Annotated in this window: 18 protein-coding genes and 1 pseudogene; 13 read left to right on the top strand and 6 right to left on the bottom strand. The window is 49.8% G+C overall.

Features of this window, described 5'->3' with window-relative positions:
* The first annotated feature begins 33 nt into the window (after positions 1 to 33).
* Positions 34 to 396, top strand: coding sequence for a plasmid mobilization relaxosome protein MobC (gene mobC / locus BLS08_RS21040; protein WP_090337400.1), 363 nt, complete (start codon positions 34 to 36; stop codon positions 394 to 396).
* Positions 393 to 2126, top strand: a complete 1734-nt coding sequence (locus BLS08_RS21035) for a relaxase/mobilization nuclease domain-containing protein (protein WP_090337398.1) — start codon at positions 393 to 395, stop codon at positions 2124 to 2126. The genes mobC and BLS08_RS21035 overlap by 4 nt, the downstream gene beginning before the upstream one ends.
* A gap of 50 nt (positions 2127 to 2176) precedes the next feature.
* Here the strand turns inward: BLS08_RS21035 and BLS08_RS26200 are convergent, their stop codons facing one another.
* From BLS08_RS26200 to BLS08_RS26185, 5 genes are all read right to left on the bottom strand, one after another.
* Positions 2177 to 2584 (bottom strand): hypothetical protein, encoded by a 408-nt coding sequence (locus tag BLS08_RS26200; RefSeq protein ID WP_139204281.1) that lies wholly within the window; start codon positions 2582 to 2584, stop codon positions 2177 to 2179.
* A gap of 218 nt (positions 2585 to 2802) precedes the next feature.
* Complete coding sequence (locus BLS08_RS26195; RefSeq protein ID WP_139204279.1) at positions 2803 to 3405, bottom strand: hypothetical protein; 603 nt, start codon at positions 3403 to 3405, stop codon at positions 2803 to 2805.
* 19 nt (positions 3406 to 3424) lie between these two features.
* Positions 3425 to 4087: a hypothetical protein gene (locus tag BLS08_RS21025; RefSeq protein WP_090337395.1), complete on the bottom strand. Its 663-nt coding sequence runs from the start codon at positions 4085 to 4087 to the stop codon at positions 3425 to 3427.
* Positions 4088 to 4104: 17 nt separating this feature from the next.
* Positions 4105 to 4488 (bottom strand): hypothetical protein, encoded by a 384-nt coding sequence (locus BLS08_RS26190; protein WP_139204277.1) that lies wholly within the window; start codon positions 4486 to 4488, stop codon positions 4105 to 4107.
* 13 nt (positions 4489 to 4501) lie between these two features.
* Positions 4502 to 5422, bottom strand: coding sequence for a RepB family plasmid replication initiator protein (locus BLS08_RS26185; protein WP_139204275.1), 921 nt, complete (start codon positions 5420 to 5422; stop codon positions 4502 to 4504).
* Positions 5423 to 5767: 345 nt separating this feature from the next.
* On the opposite strand from BLS08_RS26185, the gene BLS08_RS26180 reads away from it, so the two are divergent.
* The 3 genes from BLS08_RS26180 (at position 5768) to BLS08_RS26175 (ending at position 7619) form a co-directional block, all read left to right on the top strand.
* Positions 5768 to 6157, top strand: a complete 390-nt coding sequence (locus BLS08_RS26180; RefSeq protein WP_139204274.1) for a hypothetical protein — start codon at positions 5768 to 5770, stop codon at positions 6155 to 6157.
* 48 nt (positions 6158 to 6205) lie between these two features.
* The gene (locus BLS08_RS21020; protein ID WP_090337392.1) at positions 6206 to 6571 is read left to right on the top strand and encodes a hypothetical protein; all 366 of its coding nucleotides are present in this window, start codon (positions 6206 to 6208) and stop codon (positions 6569 to 6571) included.
* A gap of 319 nt (positions 6572 to 6890) precedes the next feature.
* Entirely contained in the window at positions 6891 to 7619 is a 729-nt protein-coding gene (locus tag BLS08_RS26175) for a hypothetical protein (protein WP_139204273.1), read from the top strand.
* Positions 7620 to 8047: 428 nt separating this feature from the next.
* Here BLS08_RS26175 and BLS08_RS21015 read toward each other — a convergent pair.
* Positions 8048 to 8380 (bottom strand): annotated as a pseudogene (locus tag BLS08_RS21015) (DNA-3-methyladenine glycosylase); the annotation flags it as partial.
* A gap of 245 nt (positions 8381 to 8625) precedes the next feature.
* Between BLS08_RS21015 and BLS08_RS21010 the strand changes: the two are divergent.
* From BLS08_RS21010 to BLS08_RS20975, 8 genes are all read left to right on the top strand, one after another.
* Positions 8626 to 9891 (top strand): glutamate-5-semialdehyde dehydrogenase, encoded by a 1266-nt coding sequence (locus BLS08_RS21010; RefSeq protein ID WP_090337390.1) that lies wholly within the window; start codon positions 8626 to 8628, stop codon positions 9889 to 9891.
* Entirely contained in the window at positions 9892 to 10551 is a 660-nt protein-coding gene (gene nadD / locus BLS08_RS21005; protein WP_090337388.1) for a nicotinate-nucleotide adenylyltransferase, read from the top strand. It begins immediately after the preceding gene.
* Positions 10552 to 10617: 66 nt separating this feature from the next.
* Positions 10618 to 10971, top strand: a complete 354-nt coding sequence (gene rsfS / locus BLS08_RS21000) for a ribosome silencing factor (protein WP_003240193.1) — start codon at positions 10618 to 10620, stop codon at positions 10969 to 10971.
* Positions 10972 to 10980: 9 nt separating this feature from the next.
* The gene (gene rlmH, locus BLS08_RS20995) at positions 10981 to 11448 is read left to right on the top strand and encodes a 23S rRNA (pseudouridine(1915)-N(3))-methyltransferase RlmH (protein ID WP_003240195.1); all 468 of its coding nucleotides are present in this window, start codon (positions 10981 to 10983) and stop codon (positions 11446 to 11448) included.
* A gap of 10 nt (positions 11449 to 11458) precedes the next feature.
* A complete protein-coding gene (mrdA, locus tag BLS08_RS20990) occupies positions 11459 to 13351 on the top strand; it encodes a penicillin-binding protein 2 (RefSeq protein ID WP_090337386.1) in 1893 nt (630 codons plus the stop codon).
* Complete coding sequence (gene rodA, locus BLS08_RS20985; RefSeq protein ID WP_090337384.1) at positions 13348 to 14493, top strand: rod shape-determining protein RodA; 1146 nt, start codon at positions 13348 to 13350, stop codon at positions 14491 to 14493. Before mrdA ends, rodA begins: the two co-directional genes overlap by 4 nt.
* 18 nt (positions 14494 to 14511) lie before the next feature.
* A complete protein-coding gene (gene mltB / locus BLS08_RS20980; protein WP_090337382.1) occupies positions 14512 to 15522 on the top strand; it encodes a lytic murein transglycosylase B in 1011 nt (336 codons plus the stop codon).
* On the top strand, positions 15519 to 16532 hold the full coding sequence (locus BLS08_RS20975; protein ID WP_079782756.1) for a septal ring lytic transglycosylase RlpA family protein: 1014 nt from the start codon (positions 15519 to 15521) through the stop codon (positions 16530 to 16532). Before mltB ends, BLS08_RS20975 begins: the two co-directional genes overlap by 4 nt.
* Positions 16533 to 16607 lie beyond the last annotated feature (75 nt).

Genomic DNA, 16607 nt, shown 5'->3' with positions numbered 1-16607 from the left:
TTTGCTTACCAAATTAACCAACAAAAGGAAAATATGAGAAATGCACGCATTACAATAAGAGCAAGCGAAGAACACATAAATAAGTTAAACGCTTTATCTCAACAATTAGAAATCACAAAAACCGACTTAATCAAAAAAATCATTGATGATGGTTTTTCACAGATAGCAGAAATAACAAACCCCGATTTACTCGTCGCACTCGATAAAATCGAGAAAATGCTTTACTCGATTGGAAACAATATCAACCAGATGGCTAGGAAGGTGAACGCTGGATCAGCATTCACAAAGCAAGATATTGACGCATTAGAGCAAGTATCTAAGCGTTTTGAAACGCTCTCAGATTTGATCGCTACAAGAACCAAAAAGACGATCATTAAAAAGAGAGGTTCAAAATGATTAGAAAGAAATTAAGCACATACAAAACAGTCGGATCAATCGGGAACGGCTGCAATTACATATCAAAAAAAGCCGCGTTGGTTGGCGGCAGTGAAGCCAAATTTGACAACACAAGCATTGAAGAATATTCAGCGTTGGCGGTTAAGAAATTTGAGCAAGTCAATAATAAATTTGAAAATAAATCAGGAAGAAAGCAGGAAAGCAAAGCCATACACGAAATGATTTCATTTCATAAAGATGATGATTTGACGCCAGAAAAGGCGGCAGAACTTGCTTTAAGTGTATGGAATAAAGCCCTCGATTTAGAAAATAGAAAACACAGATGGGCAGTCCATACAGACACAGACGAAATGCACGTCCACCTCGTATGGAACAAAAGAAACAATAAAGGCGAGATTTACAATCAAAAAGATGATTATGCACTTTTTGAAAAATTATGTTATGAAGCAGAAATCGAAAATGATTTGACTATTGTTAAAAATAGAAAATTCCTAAACCCATTAACCCCAACCAATCCGCAGCCGTCTAACGAATACAGGCACGAACAAAAAGGACTTAAATCGGAAAAATCAAAATTTAAAGATGAAGTGAAATCAGCAATTGATAACGCTATGTCTTCAAGTGATTTTCTCGAAATTATGGACGCTCGCGGCTTTTCCATTATTCACAACGGAAACAACGCATACACGCTTGAAAAAGACGGGATTGGCTTCAAGGCTTCGGACGTGGGAGCGTCCTATAAGCACTTAAAAGGCCATTTTGGCGATGATCCAGAGTTCTCGACCACCCTTGCACGTCTCGGCAAGAAAACCCCTTTAAAACGCGAATACGGAAGCCTTAGCGGGCCTCAATTCCAGTCCGCCCAGGACTACGACAAGAAACAGAAGAAAAACCGCGTTCTTGATCTTAGTTTTTCTACTACGGACGGCCAGTCATACAAGTGGAATGGATCGAATAGGGAAGCATTCAATTATAAAAATGGCGTTGCTACTTTTTACAATTCATCACCAACGGCCATTAAAGCAGGATTGCAGCGATTAGAAGAAACGACAAAAAACCCAAAAGATAAAGAACTTGCCGTCAATGGCTCGCACGATTTCAAGCGTAAAACTTGGCTTGAATTTCACAAAATGGGGCTTGATAAAAAAGGTTTTTCTCTCAAAGGTTATTCACCAAGTGCAAGCGATAAAGCAGAACTTGAAAGAATAAAAAATCAAGCGAAAGATAAATACACAAAAGCAAAAGATGAAATACAGAAAAACGAAATTAAGGAAAAAATAGAATTTGCAAAAGATGGCTTGTCAAAAGATGGTTTATCAAAAGACAGTAAAATAAATGTAAGTCCAGAGGCTTCGGATAATGGCACCACTGGCAGCGGTGTAAAAGACCAAAAAGCCGAGGAACAAAAAACCAAGGAATTGGAACAAAACAAAGACAAAAACAAGCAACAAGAACAAGCGGGAGATAAATCAGGAAAATATAAAATTGATGGTGCCCCCGTGTCTATGTCGCAATTGAAAGAGGCAGGAGAAGCCGCATTGTCTGCCAAAATTAGAGAAGCGGGAATGTCATCAAAATACGCTTCATTGATTGAAAAAGGTGCAGACGTTCAAGCCGCGAAAAACATCGCAGAAACTCAAAAGAACAATGCAGAAAACGAGGCACATCAAGAAGAACGCGAAGCCGAGAAAGCGAAACACAAAAGAAGAATGAAACTAAAACCGCAATAAAAAAACGCCTTTTGGCGTTTTCCTGTTTTCACTAATTTACCTCCTTTTCTTTAACTACATTCGCCAAAATATGCGAATGAAGAAAACCCTTTAACGCCTTTTGCAATCATTGCATTAGTAAATGCCAAGCCTTGTGCTGTTGCTTGTTCGTTTCCTACGCAATCAGGGGAAAAAGTAGCGGCAGGCACTGCATAATCAACCACGCAAGATAAACCACCTTCCTCATCAAAAACCCTGATTAACTCACCGCCAAAAACGTCTAAATCTGCTTGTGAAACAGTGCAAGCAGGATCAGAAGAATTGTTTTTATTGTCGCCCGGATTTACTCCAACATTGTCATAATATTGCTTGAAATCAATGGCGTTTTTGTCCATTGCCACTTTTACAACATACGCAGCATTTGCAGAAGAAAAAGCGAATATTGCTAATAAAGCGATTGTTATTTTAGTTTTTTTCATTTGACACCTCATTTTTAGTTAATTTATTTGTAAATACCTTTTCGTATGCGAAGAATAAGAACAGTGCGAGCATTGCACTGCCTGTTAATGTAAGATCATTTAAAGCGGAAACAATACCAACAGCCAACGCCATTACAAAAATAAAAATATGTTCTTTCATAAAAATAAAAAAAGTTATACTTAATAATAGTATTATCATACTATTATTAAAAGTCAAATTAGAACAATTTTTCATTTTTATTTTGTTCAACACCATATTGAACTTCCATTCCATAAAATCTTTCTGCTTGTCTAATTTTGTTGGCTCTTTCTTTTCTCATTCCTCGCGGCATACCAGCCGGGCCATAGTCCGAATCTTGACCATATTGATCATAAATTTTCTGTAAGTCCTCTTGGAAATCACACCAAGGACGCACAGACCAATGGGGCTTTAAAATTCCCGATAATTCAATATAATTTGAACACGCCGCACCGGATTGAGAAGACCACGAAACGCATTGATCTTTTTCATCTTTGTTAATCAAAAATTTTGTTGGATAGAAACCTAAAACGACCTCAAATTTTTGTTTAAATTCGTGCTTACACTCGCTAACCGGAAGACTCTCAATAGAAGCCGCTTCAATCATTCTTCTTACTTCTGCGGCTCTGCCGCTTGCGTAATATTCAGCAGTCCATTGCTCGTGTCTTGCTTTACTTTCTGCACATTTTTGTGCAGGCCAACCTAATTGCTCGCAATATTCGTGAAATTCGATTTCAGCAAAAGCAACATCAAAAGCGGCTGAGGTTAAAAGAGCGATTAAAAGATTTTTTGTTTTTTTCATAATTTCCTCCATTTTTTATTTAAAAATTTATTCCTATTTTTGCAAGAGTATCGACAGCCGTTGTTATTGTGTGCGGCAAATCTACGATTAAAGATGACGCAATCATTATGGTTATTGGCTTTCCATAGCCATTTTCTGCCGTTCCATCGGCTACCTCTTTAAGTCCATAAATACCTATTAAAAAATAAATAAAACCGATTACTTGGAAAATCCCAACAATTGTATATAGATTATCTATAAAAATTTGTGCAGTTGTTTCATTTGCTAACCTAGCAACTCTTTGTTGTAAATCACCAGTCAATCCAGACATTTCATTACTAAAACAAGATTTAGAAATTGCGGCTGATTCTTCTATGATTTGACAAAAATCAACTTTAAAATACGTATTTGTAATTACTGACAAAAGTGCTTTGAAATTTATCGTAAAAGCACCCGCAAGAATTGTTATCAATGGGATTGATAAACCAACTTTGCCACCTTCCTCGGTCAATAATTTTAGTTTATAGGCACCCACGACCATCAAAAGAAGGCCGAGAGGAAAGGAGATTAAGCCGATAAATTCGAGGATTGCAGAGATTAACTCTCTGCGTGCTTCCGAGGCGTCAACGCCTCCAATATCTGCCCCAAAGGCGAACGCCGGGGCGAAAAGAAAAGCGATTAAAAATAGTCTATTTACATTCATTATTTCCTTGATCGATGTTAGTCATTTTTTGGCTTAAAGCCTGATTTGTTTTTTAGTTGAGAACTCACCTCGCCCATTGTTCTTGTTATGTCCTGAATTGCTCTTGCTGGGTCAATTTCTGACAAATATTCTTTAAGGATAAAATCATATTCTAACCCTTCTTTCTCTACTTTATCAGTAATCAATTCCTCGCTATTTTGAGCGATTAAACAAAGGATCAATAAAGACCTTAATGCTTGTGTATCGCCATTTGTGAAAGCGTCCATTGCCGCTTGTTTTATGCGTGATTTGAGCGTGTCATTTTTTAAGGTTGAGCATATTTCATCAATTCGCTTTATCAATTCTTGCAAAGTGTATTGAGTGATTGATTTTTTCTTTATATTCTCTTTTTCTTCTTTCATTTTGTATTTCCCCTTATTGGTTATTGTTTAAATAACTGTCATCGAAAAATTCCTCTTCATCTTCAACAGTTGATTGATCTTCTTTTTCTTCTTCTTTCTCTGGCTTGGCATTTTTACTTTCAAAGCCTGAAATATCGGTTTTTTTAGGGTAAAGCGTGTCATATGAATATTTAACTTTAAAACTTACAGTTTTGCCGCCTTTTTGCACTTCGCTAAAGTCTTCTATCAAGCCTTTATCTTTTAACGCTTTATTGGCTTTTCTAACATTGAAAATAAACTTTCTATCAGCCATTGATTCAGGAATTTGAAATCTAAATTTCAAAATATCAACAGAAAAATGATTCTCCTTATTCGCTCTATTAGTCACATAAAGCAAATACAAGATTCGTTGGTAATCGCTTTTAAGCCCTTTCAATACTAATCTGCTTACATCGTATAACTCGTTTATACCGTCAAAAAATGCTAAATATCTTTTATCTACGGTAAGTTTTAATTTTTTTGTCTTGTCTTGCTCTGGCGAACTTAAAAGAAAGCGTAAATTATGACGAACCTCATTTAAATAAAATACTACTTGCACTTGCTCTAATTTAGAAATTGTTTCGCAATAACGCTTGAAATAAGTATCTTTATGATTTGCTTCAATTCCAAGAAATTTTGCTAAGTCATCAAAATAAAACTCAATTTCGTTATTTTTTTGCCTTACCGTTTCTTTAACTATGAATAGAAAAATATCAAAGTCATTAAAGATTGAAAGCATTTCTGACTTAAACTCTAAGTCTTTATACTGAAAATATTTCGGTATTTTTAAGATGTTGTAAGAATCGCCAGCCCTTACAGAGTTGAAAAAAGGCGTCACTAAAAAACTTTTTGGAACTGAAATAAAATTCTCTGCTGTAAATGTTTTTCTCTGTTTTGTTGTTTTTTTGATTTTCATTGTTCTAATTATCTCTTGTTTATATTAATATTTAATCATGTAAAAATATTAAATCAAGAGACTACGCGGCTTTTATTTACAAAAGCCCGGAACAATTAAAAGAAAAGTCATTAAATAAAGGTTATTCATTACACAAACCCAGAACACTTATTACACAAACCTAGAACAGATTTACACATACCCGGAACAGGAAGCCCGAAAAAAGCCTATAAACAAGGGAAAACCTAACCCCTAAACTATATATATATTCTATATATATTAAACTACTTATAAACATTGATTGAAAAAGCCTTTTAACTGATAATTGGCTTTTTATATTTACGCACTTATAAATGAGTAAAAAAGATGAAGGGCGAAAATCTCGCAAGATTGGCTATAAATGATCGACTTGTTAATGAGGCATTAGAGACGCAATGGTGCAGCGAAAGAGACAAAAGAGCATTGGACTGCGTTCATTTTGATGAATATTGCTTTAATGTCATTGATATTATCTCGCCCATATCAACAGGGTTAATGAGTGAGGAAACAGCATTAAAAGGTGCTTTGAAAGCGTATACGCTTTTTGTTTGTCTTTATTCTTTAAATCTTAAACAGGACGAAGTAGATCAAGAGAATCTAAATCTTGTAAAAGAGGCTATTTCAAAGAATGTTGAAAATAATTGGCCGTATTTTTATGAGAAAATAGAAAATAATTATCGAATGAAAAGAGAAATCAAACGCTTGACTGAAGATTGATCAATCATTTATTTTTGGCTTCCAACACACGCAAAAGGACGTTGTAGAATGAGCCTTGACCTTCTGGAACAAGAGAAAAAAGCAATCGCAGCACTCGAAGCGATTCGCAAGCGTATCGCTGACGAAGGCGACAAAATTAAGAAATTGCAAAAATTGGGCGATGAATTAAAAGCCCTTCAAGAAAAATACGAACTCGACAAAGATCAATTTATTGATACCTTTGCGATGTTCTTCAAGAAAGAGCCAGAAACCGTATGGATTGAGGTTGATGGAAAGGCTGTTAAATGGCCGAAATCTCGCCGGGGTAAACCTTCCCCCGAGATTGCTAAAATCATCGGTAAAAAGACCTATGCAGAATATATTAAGGCTAATGCCTTGACTGACGAACAAGCGAAAAAACTCAACGCTGAGTAATTTCGCAGAAAAAACAAAGCCCCAATCAAGGGGCTTTTTTTATGCCTGTAAAAAATATTTTTCTCAAAAATACGGCACGATATTTTTTAAGAATCAACGAGAGTTTTTAAGTTTTCAATTTTTTGATAGTCCGTTTTATGGCTTATTTACGCCATAATTTCTTGTCAATAGCAGAATGAAAATATATTTATTGTCGGACTATAAACATTAAATACCGTTCAACTATAATTAAAAACCTATAAATAATTACGCACTTATAATTGACTATTATTTTTTATATGGTTAAATATTTATAAGACAATAAGAAAGGGGTGTAATTATGTATGAAACAGTATTTGACTATGAGAAAAATAGATTAGTTATCGGCAGTATTAGATATATAAGAAAAATTGCAGAGCAGCAGATTGATTTTAAATATTATGTTTATAACAGCGACAATGAAAAGAAAATATTTATTGTTACTGATGATTTATCTTTTTATGAATATAACAAGAGATTTTACGAATCTGCTCATAAGAAATTAAGACCTCACTTTGTCAAATTCATTGATTTAAGAGAGTTTGAAAATTTCAATTATGCAAATGTTAGAGTAACGAAGATTAAGAAGTATAAAGCGGCAAAATCTCTTGGGTTAACTACTAAAATAACAAGACATATTGCGGCAGGCGGTGAAAGCACCAACGGCGTTAAATTTGATAGCCCAACACTTCAAGCGTTTGACGAAACTTTTCATAATGTTGATTTTTTTAAATTTAAAGAGCAATGTTATGAATATAAGTTTTTAGTTTCTATGGTTGGCGAAAAAGGAAAGATATTAAATAGAGTTAATTTAAATGTAGGCGATTTAGCCATTATTTATTGCCCTACATTCTTCAATATTGAACCAGATAGCGAAGGCAGGGAAATACGCGGAAATCGCTGCTCTGTTCAATTTCCGGTTTTTCAAATTGGTGAAAGCGAGTATGTGGCGGAGGTAAACGAAGGCAACAAGGTTTATAAAGAAATGATCGAGCAAAATAGACTTGTAAATGAAATGATTGATCTATGATTAAATTTAGAAAATAGAAAAGACATTAAATAATGTCTTTTTTTATTTTTAGCGGTTTACGCCTTTATTTTCGAGGTTGATTTTAAGCCAAAATTTAGCCTGATTTTCAAAAAACCGTTCTATTGAATACCAGTCAAATTACGCACTTGTAAACGACTTTCAAGATTTACCCCGCCCTTAAATCTTAAATAATTGCGAAGCAATACCCCCAGAATGGCGAGCCACTGCACGCCCGCTTTTAGGCTTGTAAAAGCCATTTTCCGGCGGTTCCTCGCGTGCATGCAGAGCCTGCACACGATCAACCCCCCCGATCTAAAAACGCTCTAAAACACGCCAATTGGCCGGGAGGACACAACCGGGCCAATCCCCGCACGCAGTGCGTAAAATGGGCGGATGACCTACCCAAAAAATTACAGGTTAAACCTGTACGACTTGATCAGCACCGCATTGCCAGGCCCGTGAGCGCTGAAGTTCAGCGAATCGCCGCCGCGTGCGTAGTACATGTAGATATGTCCGCCATCAGCGAACAGTGCCTTGCGCTTCTCGGTGTAGCCGAGCGATGCGTGGCTGCCCTTGTCGACCAGGTAATAGGCCTCGGTCTCGATGATCCGTGCACTCAGCCACAGCGCACCGACGCGATGGCGGATGACCTTGCCGAGCAACTCGCGGGCCAGCAACTGTGCATCGCGATCGAAGAAGGTATCGGGCAATGGCCTGGCGCCGGGCCAGGGCAAACTGAGGGTGGGTTCGGCAGGCTTCATCTGTCGTAAGGGGGCTAGGTCTCGGGCGGCGAGCATAACAACAAGAAGCTTAAAAATGCCTGAACGTTCCAGCACCCTTGGTGCCGATGTTTGCCCATCGGTGCGCTACCCCGGCAAGGACCGGCGTTGCCCAGCATTCAGCACCTGGCGGACGAGCTGCCTACCGCTTGCCAGACGCCGCTGGGCGTGGCCTTGCGAGCCCGCTATAATCAGCCCCTTTTTCCAACTGCCAGACCTCCGCCGCCATGACCGAGTCCGTGCACGACTACATGACCCGCCTGGGCCAGGCCGCCCGCCAGGCCTCCAGGGTGCTCGCCCGTGCCAGCACCGCGCAGAAGAATCGCGCGCTGCAGGCCGCCGCCGATGCCCTCGACGCCGCTCGCGCCGAGTTGACCGCCGCCAACGAACTGGACCTGGCTGCCGCCCGCGCCAGCGGTCTGGAGCCGGCCATGGTCGACCGCCTGGCGCTGACGCCGAAGGTGATCGACAGCATGATCGAAGGCCTGCGCCAGGTGGCGACCCTGCCTGACCCGATCGGCGAGATTCAGGGTATGCGCTACCTGCCGTCCGGTATCCAGGTCGGCAAGATGCGTGTGCCGCTGGGCGTGATCGGCATCATCTACGAGTCGCGGCCGAACGTGACCATCGATGCGGCCAGCCTGTGCCTGAAGTCCGGCAACGCCACCATCCTGCGTGGCGGCTCCGAGGCCATTCACTCCAACCAGGCGATTGCCCGCTGCATCCAGCAGGGCCTGGCCGAGGCCGACCTGCCGGCGGCTGCCGTGCAGGTGGTGGAAACCACCGACCGCGCTGCCGTCGGTGAGCTGATCACCATGCCGGAGTTCGTTGATGTGATCGTGCCGCGCGGTGGCAAGGGCCTGATCGAGCGCATCAGCCGCGACGCCAAGGTACCGGTGATCAAGCATCTGGATGGCGTCTGCCACGTCTATGTCGACGTCGCTGCCGATCTCGACAAGGCCATTCGTGTCTGTGACAACGCCAAGACCCAGCGCTACTCGCCGTGCAACGCCATGGAGACCCTGCTGGTGCACCAGGCCATCGCCGCGCGCGTGCTGCCGCCGCTGGCCGCGATCTACCGTGACAAGGGCGTGGAGCTGCGTGGCGATGCCGCGACCCGCGAACTGCTCGGCAGCGATGTGCTGGAAGCGACTGAGGATGACTGGTTCGCCGAGTACAACGCGCCGATCCTGGCGATTCGCATCGTCGACTCGCTGGATGCGGCCATCGAGCACATCAACCACTACGGCTCGCAGCACACCGATTCGATCATCACCGAGAACTTCAGCGATGCTCGTCGCTTCCTCACCGAGGTGGATTCCGCTTCGGTGATGGTCAATGCCTCGACCCGCTTTGCCGATGGTTTCGAATATGGCCTGGGCGCGGAGATCGGCATCTCCACCGACAAGCTGCACGCCCGTGGCCCGGTTGGCCTGGAGGGGCTGACCAGCGAGAAGTACGTGGTCTTCGGCGATGGACACATTCGCACATAAATGAAACGGATCGGCGCCCGACGCATCGGCCTGCTCGGCGGTACCTTCAACCCGGTGCACATCGGGCATCTGCGTGCGGCACTGGAAGTGGCCGAGTTCATGGCACTGGACGAGCTGCGGCTGATCCCCAGCGCCAGGCCGCCGCATCGCGACACGCCGCAGGCCACGGCTGAGCAGCGTCTGGCCATGGTCGAGCTGGCGGTGGTCGGCGAGCCGCGGCTGACGGTCGATGACCGCGAGCTGCGCCGCGACAAACCGTCGTACACGGTGGACACGCTGGAGTCGGTGCGTGCCGAGCTGGCAGCGGACGATCAGCTGTTTCTGCTGCTCGGCTGGGACGCTTTCTGCAGCTTGCCGAGTTGGCATCGCTGGCAGGAACTGCTCGAGCATTGCCACCTGTTGGTGCTGCAACGGCCGGATGCCGACAGCGAAGCGCCGGAGGCGCTGCGCGATCTGCTGGCCGCGCGCAGTGTCAGCGACCCGCTGAGCCTGCAGGGTGCAGGCGGGCAAATCAGTTTCATCTGGCAGACTCCGCTGGCGATTTCCGCCACGCAGATTCGCCACTTACTGGCAACCGACCGCTCGGCGCGCTATCTGCTGCCGGATGCGGTACTGGCCTACATCCAGGCGCACGATCTGTACCGTGCGCCCAATGCTTGAAACGTCGCGCATGTGCGCAGGCGTCCATTACACGAGGCAAATGAGTCATTTATGAGCAAGCAGAACATGCCCAGCGAAGAGCTGGTCAAGATCGCCGTGGCGGCGCTGGAAGAAATCAAGGCGACCGACATCACCGTGATCGACGTCAAGGACAAGACCAGCATCACCGACTTCATGGTGATCGCCAGCGGTAGCTCCAGCCGTCAGGTCAAGTCGCTGGTGGAAAACGTGCTGGAAAAGGTCAAGGAGCAGGGGGTGCGCCCGATCGGTAGCGAAGGTCTGGACAGCGGCGAATGGGCCCTGCTCGACCTGGGCGACATCGTCGTGCACGTGATGCTGCCGACCGCGCGTCAGTTCTACGACCTCGAGCGCCTGTGGCAAGGCGCCGAGCAGAGCCGCGCTCAGCATAGCGCCGAGTAAGCCTGGATCGTGCGGATCAAGTTGATCGCCGTCGGTTCGCGCATGCCGCGCTGGGTCGAGGAGGGCTGGCAGGAGTACGTCAAGCGTCTGCCTGCCGAACTGCCGCTGGAACTGGTGGAAATCCCCCTCAACACCCGCGGCAAGAATGCCGACGTTGCCCGCCTGATCCGTCAGGAGGGGGAGGCCATGCTGAGCAAGGTGCAGCCCGGCGAACGTATCGTCACGCTGGAGGTCCATGGCAAGCCGTGGAGCACCGAGCAACTGGCGGCGGAGCTGGAGCGTTGGCGTCTCGATGCGCGCAACGTCAACCTCATGGTCGGCGGTCCGGAAGGGCTGGCGCCGGAGGTCTGTGCGCGCAGCGAACAGCGCTGGTCGCTGTCGCCACTGACCCTGCCGCATCCGCTGGTGCGTATTCTGCTCGGCGAGCAGATCTACCGAGCCTGGACCGTGCTGTCCGGCCACCCGTATCACAAGTGATCACCTAGTCATGCCGCAGCCGATTCGCCTCAAGGATCACGAAAAGGACGCTCGCCTGGTCAAGCGCCGGGTGCTCGTCGGCGGGGTGGTGATCATCCTGCTGACGTGCGTGCTGATCATGCGCATGTACTACCTGCAGGTCGTGCAATACGAGCATCACAGCACCCTGGCGGAAAACAATCGCATCCACGTGCAGCCGCTGCCGCCGACCCGTGGGCTGATCTTCGACCGCAATGGGGTGATCATCGCCGACAACCGTCCCAGTTTCAGCCTGACCGTGACTCGCGAGCGCGCCGGTGACTGGTTGAGCGTGCTCGATACGGTGGTCGAGGTGCTCGAGCTTTCCGAGGATGAGCGCGCGCTGTTCGAACGCCGTGTGCGCCAGGGGCGGCGGCCGTTCGAGCCGGTGCCAATCCTGTTCGAACTGTCCGAAGAGCAGATCGCGCGTATTGCGGTCAACCAGTTCCGCCTGCCGGGCGTCGAGGTGGCCGCGCAACTGGTGCGGCATTACCCGCAGCAGGAACACTTCGCCCATTCGGTCGGCTACGTCGGGCGCATCAACGAGCAGGAGCTCAAGCGCCTGGATCCGACCGATTACGCCGGTACCCACCATATCGGCAAGACCGGTATCGAGCGTTTCTACGAGGACGATTTGCACGGTGAGGTCGGCTACGAAGAGGTCGAGACCAATGCGCGTGGTCGCGTGCTGCGGGTGCTCAAGCGCGTCGATCCGAAACCGGGCAAGGACATCGTGCTCAGCCTCGATGTACAGCTGCAGGAGGCGGCCGAGAACGCCCTGGGTGGTCGACGTGGAGCAGTGGTGGCCATCGATCCGAACAATGGTGAAGTGCTGGCGATGGTCAGTCAGCCCAGCTTCGACCCCAATCCCTTCGTCACCGGTATCAGCTTCAAGGCCTATGGCGAGCTGCGCGACTCCATCGATCAGCCGCTGTATAACCGGGTGCTGCGCGGCCTCTATCCGCCGGGCTCGACCATCAAACCGATGGTTGCCGTGGCCGGTCTCGATGCCGGCGTGGTCACGCCCACTTCGCGGGTGTTCGACCCCGGTTTCTATCAGTTGCCCAATCACAGCCACAAATACCGTAACTGGAACCGCACCGGTGACGGCTGGGTCGATCTCAACCTGGCCATTGCCCGCTCCAACGACACCTATTTCTACGATCTGGCGCACAAGATGGGCGTTGATCGCATGCATGACTACATGAGCCGCTTCGGCCTCGGTCAGCGCGTGGCGCTGGACATGTTCGAGGAGACCGCCGGCCTGATGCCTTCGCGTGACTGGAAACGGGCACGTTATCGTCAGCCCTGGTACCCGGGCGAGACGCTGATTCTCGGTATCGGTCAGGGTTACATGCAGACCACGCCGCTGCAGTTGGCGCAGGCCACCGCGCTGATGGCCACGCGCGGCAAGTGGATTCGCCCGCACCTGGCCAAGAGCGTCGACGGCCGCCTGCCTGCGGACCCCAATCCGATGCCCGATATCGTCCTGCGTGATCCGAAATTCTGGGATTACGGCATTCACGGCATGGAAGAGGTATTGCACGGCCCTCGCGGTACCGCGCGCAAGGTCGGTGACAGTTCGGTCTACCGCATCGCTGGCAAGAGCGGTACGGCGCAGGTGGTGGCGATCAAGCAGGGTGAGAAGTACGACCGCAACAAGGTGCAGGAGCGCCACCGTGACCACGCCCTGTTCGTCGGTTTTGCGCCGGCGCAGAAGCCGCAGATCGCCGTGGCGGTCATGGTGGAAAACGGCGAGTCAGGCTCTGGCGTTGCCGCCCCGGTGGTCAAGCAGGTGATGGACGCCTGGCTGCTGGATAAAGAGACCGGTCAGCTCAAAGCCGAATTCGCCTTGCCCCAGACTGCCGAGGTCAGCCAGCGATGATCAGCAATTTCGACCGCACCCTGTCCGACGAGGACGTACTGCGTCGTCGCGCCAGCCTGTTGCAGCGCATGCATCTCGATGGCTGGTTGCTGTTGCTGTTGCTGATTCTGGGCACTGGCAGCCTGTTCATTCTTTATTCAGCCAGTGGCAAGAACGTCGACCTGCTGCTCAAGCAAGCCTCGTCTTTCGGCATCGGCATGCTCGCGGTGGTGGTGATCGCCCAGTTCGACCCGCGCTTCATGGCGCGCTGGGTGCCTCTGGCCTATGTGGTGGGTGTCGCTTTGCTGATAGTGGTGGAGGTGATGGGCCACACCGCGATGGGGGCGACACGCTGGATCAATATTCCCGGGGTGATCCGTTTCCAGCCTTCGGAGCTGATGAAGATCATCATGCCGATGACCATTGCCTGGTACCTGTCACGGTATAACCTGCCGCCACGCTTCAAGCACATCGTCATCAGTCTGGCGATGATCGGCATCCCTTTCGTACTGATCGTCAAACAGCCGGACCTGGGGACTTCGCTGCTGATTCTCGCCTCGGGCGCCTTCGTGGTGTTCATGGCTGGCCTGCAGTGGCGCTGGATCATTGGTGCCGCTGCCGCTGTGGTACCGATCGCGGTGGGCATGTGGTACTTCGTCATGCATGACTACCAGAAGCGCCGTGTGTTGACCTTCCTCAACCCGGAGAGCGATCCGCTGGGGTCGGGTTGGAACATCATCCAGTCCAAGGCGGCCATCGGTTCTGGTGGTGTATTGGGCAAGGGCTGGTTGCTGGGTACCCAGTCGCACCTGGATTTTTTGCCGGAAAGCCATACGGACTTTATCATTGCCGTGCTCGCGGAGGAGTTCGGCCTGGTCGGCGTCTGTCTGTTGTTGCTGCTCTATCTGCTGCTGCTGGCGCGTGGCCTGGTGATTACCGCCCAGGCGCAGACGTTGTTCGGCAAGCTGCTGGCCGGGGCGCTGACCATGACCTTCTTCGTCTACGTATTCGTCAACATCGGCATGGTCAGCGGGCTGCTGCCGGTGGTTGGGGTGCCGCTGCCCTTCATTAGTTACGGCGGAACCCATCTGGTCACGCTGTTGTCAGGCTTCGGGATATTGATGGCGATCCACACCCACAGAAAGTGGATCGCTCAGGTTTGATTTGGGGGTTTTGAGTTAATGCATTCTCTGCGTAGTTGGGCTGCTCGTACGCTCATTGGAGTCGGTATCGCCGGCGCGCTTGGTACAGGCGCACAGGCGCTGGCGGCCGATTACGACGGTTCGCCGCAGGTGGCCGAGTTCGTCGAGGAAATGACCCGCGACTATGGCTTCGCCAGCGAGCAACTGGTCAGTCTGTTCGCCGAGGTCGAGCGCAAGCAGGCGATCCTCGATGCCATTTCGCGCCCAGCGGAGAAGGTCAAACCCTGGAAGGAATACCGGCCGATCTTCATTACCGACAAGCGCATCGCCCAGGGCGTGGAGTTCTGGAGCAAGAACCAGGCTGCGCTGGAAAAGGCCGAGGCCGAGTACGGTGTGCCGCCGCAGTTCATCGTCGCGATCATCGGCGTGGAAACCTTCTACGGTGGCAACACCGGCAGCTGGCGAGTGATGGACGCGCTGTCCACGCTGGCCTTCGACTACCCGCCGCGCGCGCCGTTCTTTCGCAAGGAACTGCGCGAATTTCTGCTGCTGACCCGTGAGGAGCAGGTCGATCCGATCACCCTCAAGGGGTCTTATGCCGGTGCCATGGGCTTGCCACAGTTCATGCCGAGCAGTTTCCGTGCTTACGCCGTGGACTTCGATGGCGACGGCCATATCAACATCTGGAGTAACCCGACCGATGCCATCGGCAGTGTTGCCAGCTATTTCAAGCGCCACGGCTGGCAGGCCGGCGGTCAGGTCGCCAGTCGCGTCGAGGCCAGTGGCGCTCGCGTCGACGAAGGCCTGACCCAGGGTCTGGACCCGGTGAAGAGCGTCGCCGAGCTGCGCGCGCTGGGCTGGAACAGCCAGGACAAACTGGCAGAAGACCTGCCGGTCACCGCGTTTCGTCTGGAAGGTGCGCAAGGCGACGAATACTGGTTCGGCTTGCCCAACTTCTACACCATCACCCGCTACAATCGCAGCGTGATGTATGCCATGGCGGTCAACCAACTGGCCGAACTGCTGGTCGAAGCGCGGGGTAATCGATGAGTGCGTCCAAACTGCTGCCGCTGGCAGCCTGCGTCACGGCAGCGCTGTTGCTGGCGAGCTGTTCTTCCAAGCGTGCACCGCAGCCTGCGGTGGTGCCCGGTCAGTCGGCTGGTATTTCCGGCCCGGATGATTTCAACCGGCCGCACAAGGATGGCGCGCCCTGGTGGGACGTCGACGTCTCGAAGATTCAGGACGCCATCCCCATGCCCCATTACGGGCCGGTCAAGGCCAGCCCCTATGTGGTGTTCGGCAAACAGTACTACCCGATTCAGGACGCCCGCCGCTACCAGGCGGTCGGTCCGGCTTCCTGGTATGGCACCAAGTTTCATGGCCAGGCCACTGCCAACGGCGAAACCTACGACCTGTACGGCATGACCGCAGCACACAAGACGCTGCCGCTGCCCAGTTACGTACGGGTGACCAACCTGGAGAACGGCAAGGTCGTGATCCTGCGGGTCAACGATCGTGGGCCGTTCTACTCCGACCGCATCATCGACCTGTCCTTCGCTGCGGCGAAGAAGCTCGGCTATGCCGAGAAAGGTACCGCGCGAGTCAAGGTCGAAGGTATCGATCCGCATGAGTGGTGGGCGCAGCAGGGCCGTCCGGTACCGCTGGTGCTGGCCAACAATCAGCCGGCCAAGGCTGCCGTTGCCCAGCCCGTCGCGCAGCCTGTGCCGCAGCCTGTCGAGCACTATTCGCCGCCGCCCACGCAGCACGCCGCTGCGGTGGTGCCGGTGCAGATCGACGCAAAAAAAAACGATTCACTCGGAGCCTCTGGCCTGTATCTCCAGGTGGGAGCCTTCGCCAATCCGGACGCTGCGGAGCTGCTCAAGTCCAAGCTGAGCCAGACCAGCAGTGTGCCGGTGTTCATCAGCTCAGTGGTGCGCGACCAGCAGATTCTGCATCGGGTGCGCATGGGGCCGATCAGCAACCAGGGCGAGGCTGAGCAACTGCAGAGCAGCGTGCGCCTGGCCAATCTGGGGCAGCCCACGCTGGTACGTGCCGACTGATGGCAACTTAACCGGCCTTTGCCGGGCTAAATCCGAGGCTTGCCTGGTGCGAGTCGAAAGATGGCCCTGTGGGGT

Origin of the sequence: Ectopseudomonas chengduensis, assembly GCF_900102635.1 — a bacterium.
GTDB classification, from domain to species: domain Bacteria; phylum Pseudomonadota; class Gammaproteobacteria; order Pseudomonadales; family Pseudomonadaceae; genus Aquipseudomonas; species Aquipseudomonas chengduensis.
The sequence above is the reverse complement of the archived record's forward strand: the minus strand, read 5'-3'. Positions and strand labels throughout refer to the sequence as shown.

Excerpts from the sequence above, each read along its gene's own strand:
- mobC (WP_090337400.1), top strand. The coding sequence starts at position 34 with ATGAGAAATGCACGCATTACAATAAGAGCAAGCGAAGAACACATAAAT.
- BLS08_RS26175 (WP_139204273.1), top strand. The coding sequence starts at position 6,891 with ATGTATGAAACAGTATTTGACTATGAGAAAAATAGATTAGTTATCGGC.
- BLS08_RS20975 (WP_079782756.1), top strand. The coding sequence starts at position 15,519 with ATGAGTGCGTCCAAACTGCTGCCGCTGGCAGCCTGCGTCACGGCAGCG.
- BLS08_RS26185 (WP_139204275.1), bottom strand. The coding sequence starts at position 5,422 with ATGAAAATCAAAAAAACAACAAAACAGAGAAAAACATTTACAGCAGAG.
- rodA (WP_090337384.1), top strand. The coding sequence starts at position 13,348 with ATGATCAGCAATTTCGACCGCACCCTGTCCGACGAGGACGTACTGCGT.
- nadD (WP_090337388.1), top strand. The coding sequence starts at position 9,892 with ATGAAACGGATCGGCGCCCGACGCATCGGCCTGCTCGGCGGTACCTTC.
- BLS08_RS21010 (WP_090337390.1), top strand. The coding sequence starts at position 8,626 with ATGACCGAGTCCGTGCACGACTACATGACCCGCCTGGGCCAGGCCGCC.
- BLS08_RS21035 (WP_090337398.1), top strand. The coding sequence starts at position 393 with ATGATTAGAAAGAAATTAAGCACATACAAAACAGTCGGATCAATCGGG.
- mltB (WP_090337382.1), top strand. The coding sequence starts at position 14,512 with ATGCATTCTCTGCGTAGTTGGGCTGCTCGTACGCTCATTGGAGTCGGT.
- mrdA (WP_090337386.1), top strand. The coding sequence starts at position 11,459 with ATGCCGCAGCCGATTCGCCTCAAGGATCACGAAAAGGACGCTCGCCTG.
- BLS08_RS26200 (WP_139204281.1), bottom strand. The coding sequence starts at position 2,584 with ATGAAAAAAACTAAAATAACAATCGCTTTATTAGCAATATTCGCTTTT.
- BLS08_RS26195 (WP_139204279.1), bottom strand. The coding sequence starts at position 3,405 with ATGAAAAAAACAAAAAATCTTTTAATCGCTCTTTTAACCTCAGCCGCT.
- BLS08_RS21025 (WP_090337395.1), bottom strand. The coding sequence starts at position 4,087 with ATGAATGTAAATAGACTATTTTTAATCGCTTTTCTTTTCGCCCCGGCG.
- BLS08_RS26190 (WP_139204277.1), bottom strand. The coding sequence starts at position 4,488 with ATGAAAGAAGAAAAAGAGAATATAAAGAAAAAATCAATCACTCAATAC.
- rsfS (WP_003240193.1), top strand. The coding sequence starts at position 10,618 with ATGCCCAGCGAAGAGCTGGTCAAGATCGCCGTGGCGGCGCTGGAAGAA.
- BLS08_RS21020 (WP_090337392.1), top strand. The coding sequence starts at position 6,206 with ATGAGCCTTGACCTTCTGGAACAAGAGAAAAAAGCAATCGCAGCACTC.
- BLS08_RS26180 (WP_139204274.1), top strand. The coding sequence starts at position 5,768 with ATGAAGGGCGAAAATCTCGCAAGATTGGCTATAAATGATCGACTTGTT.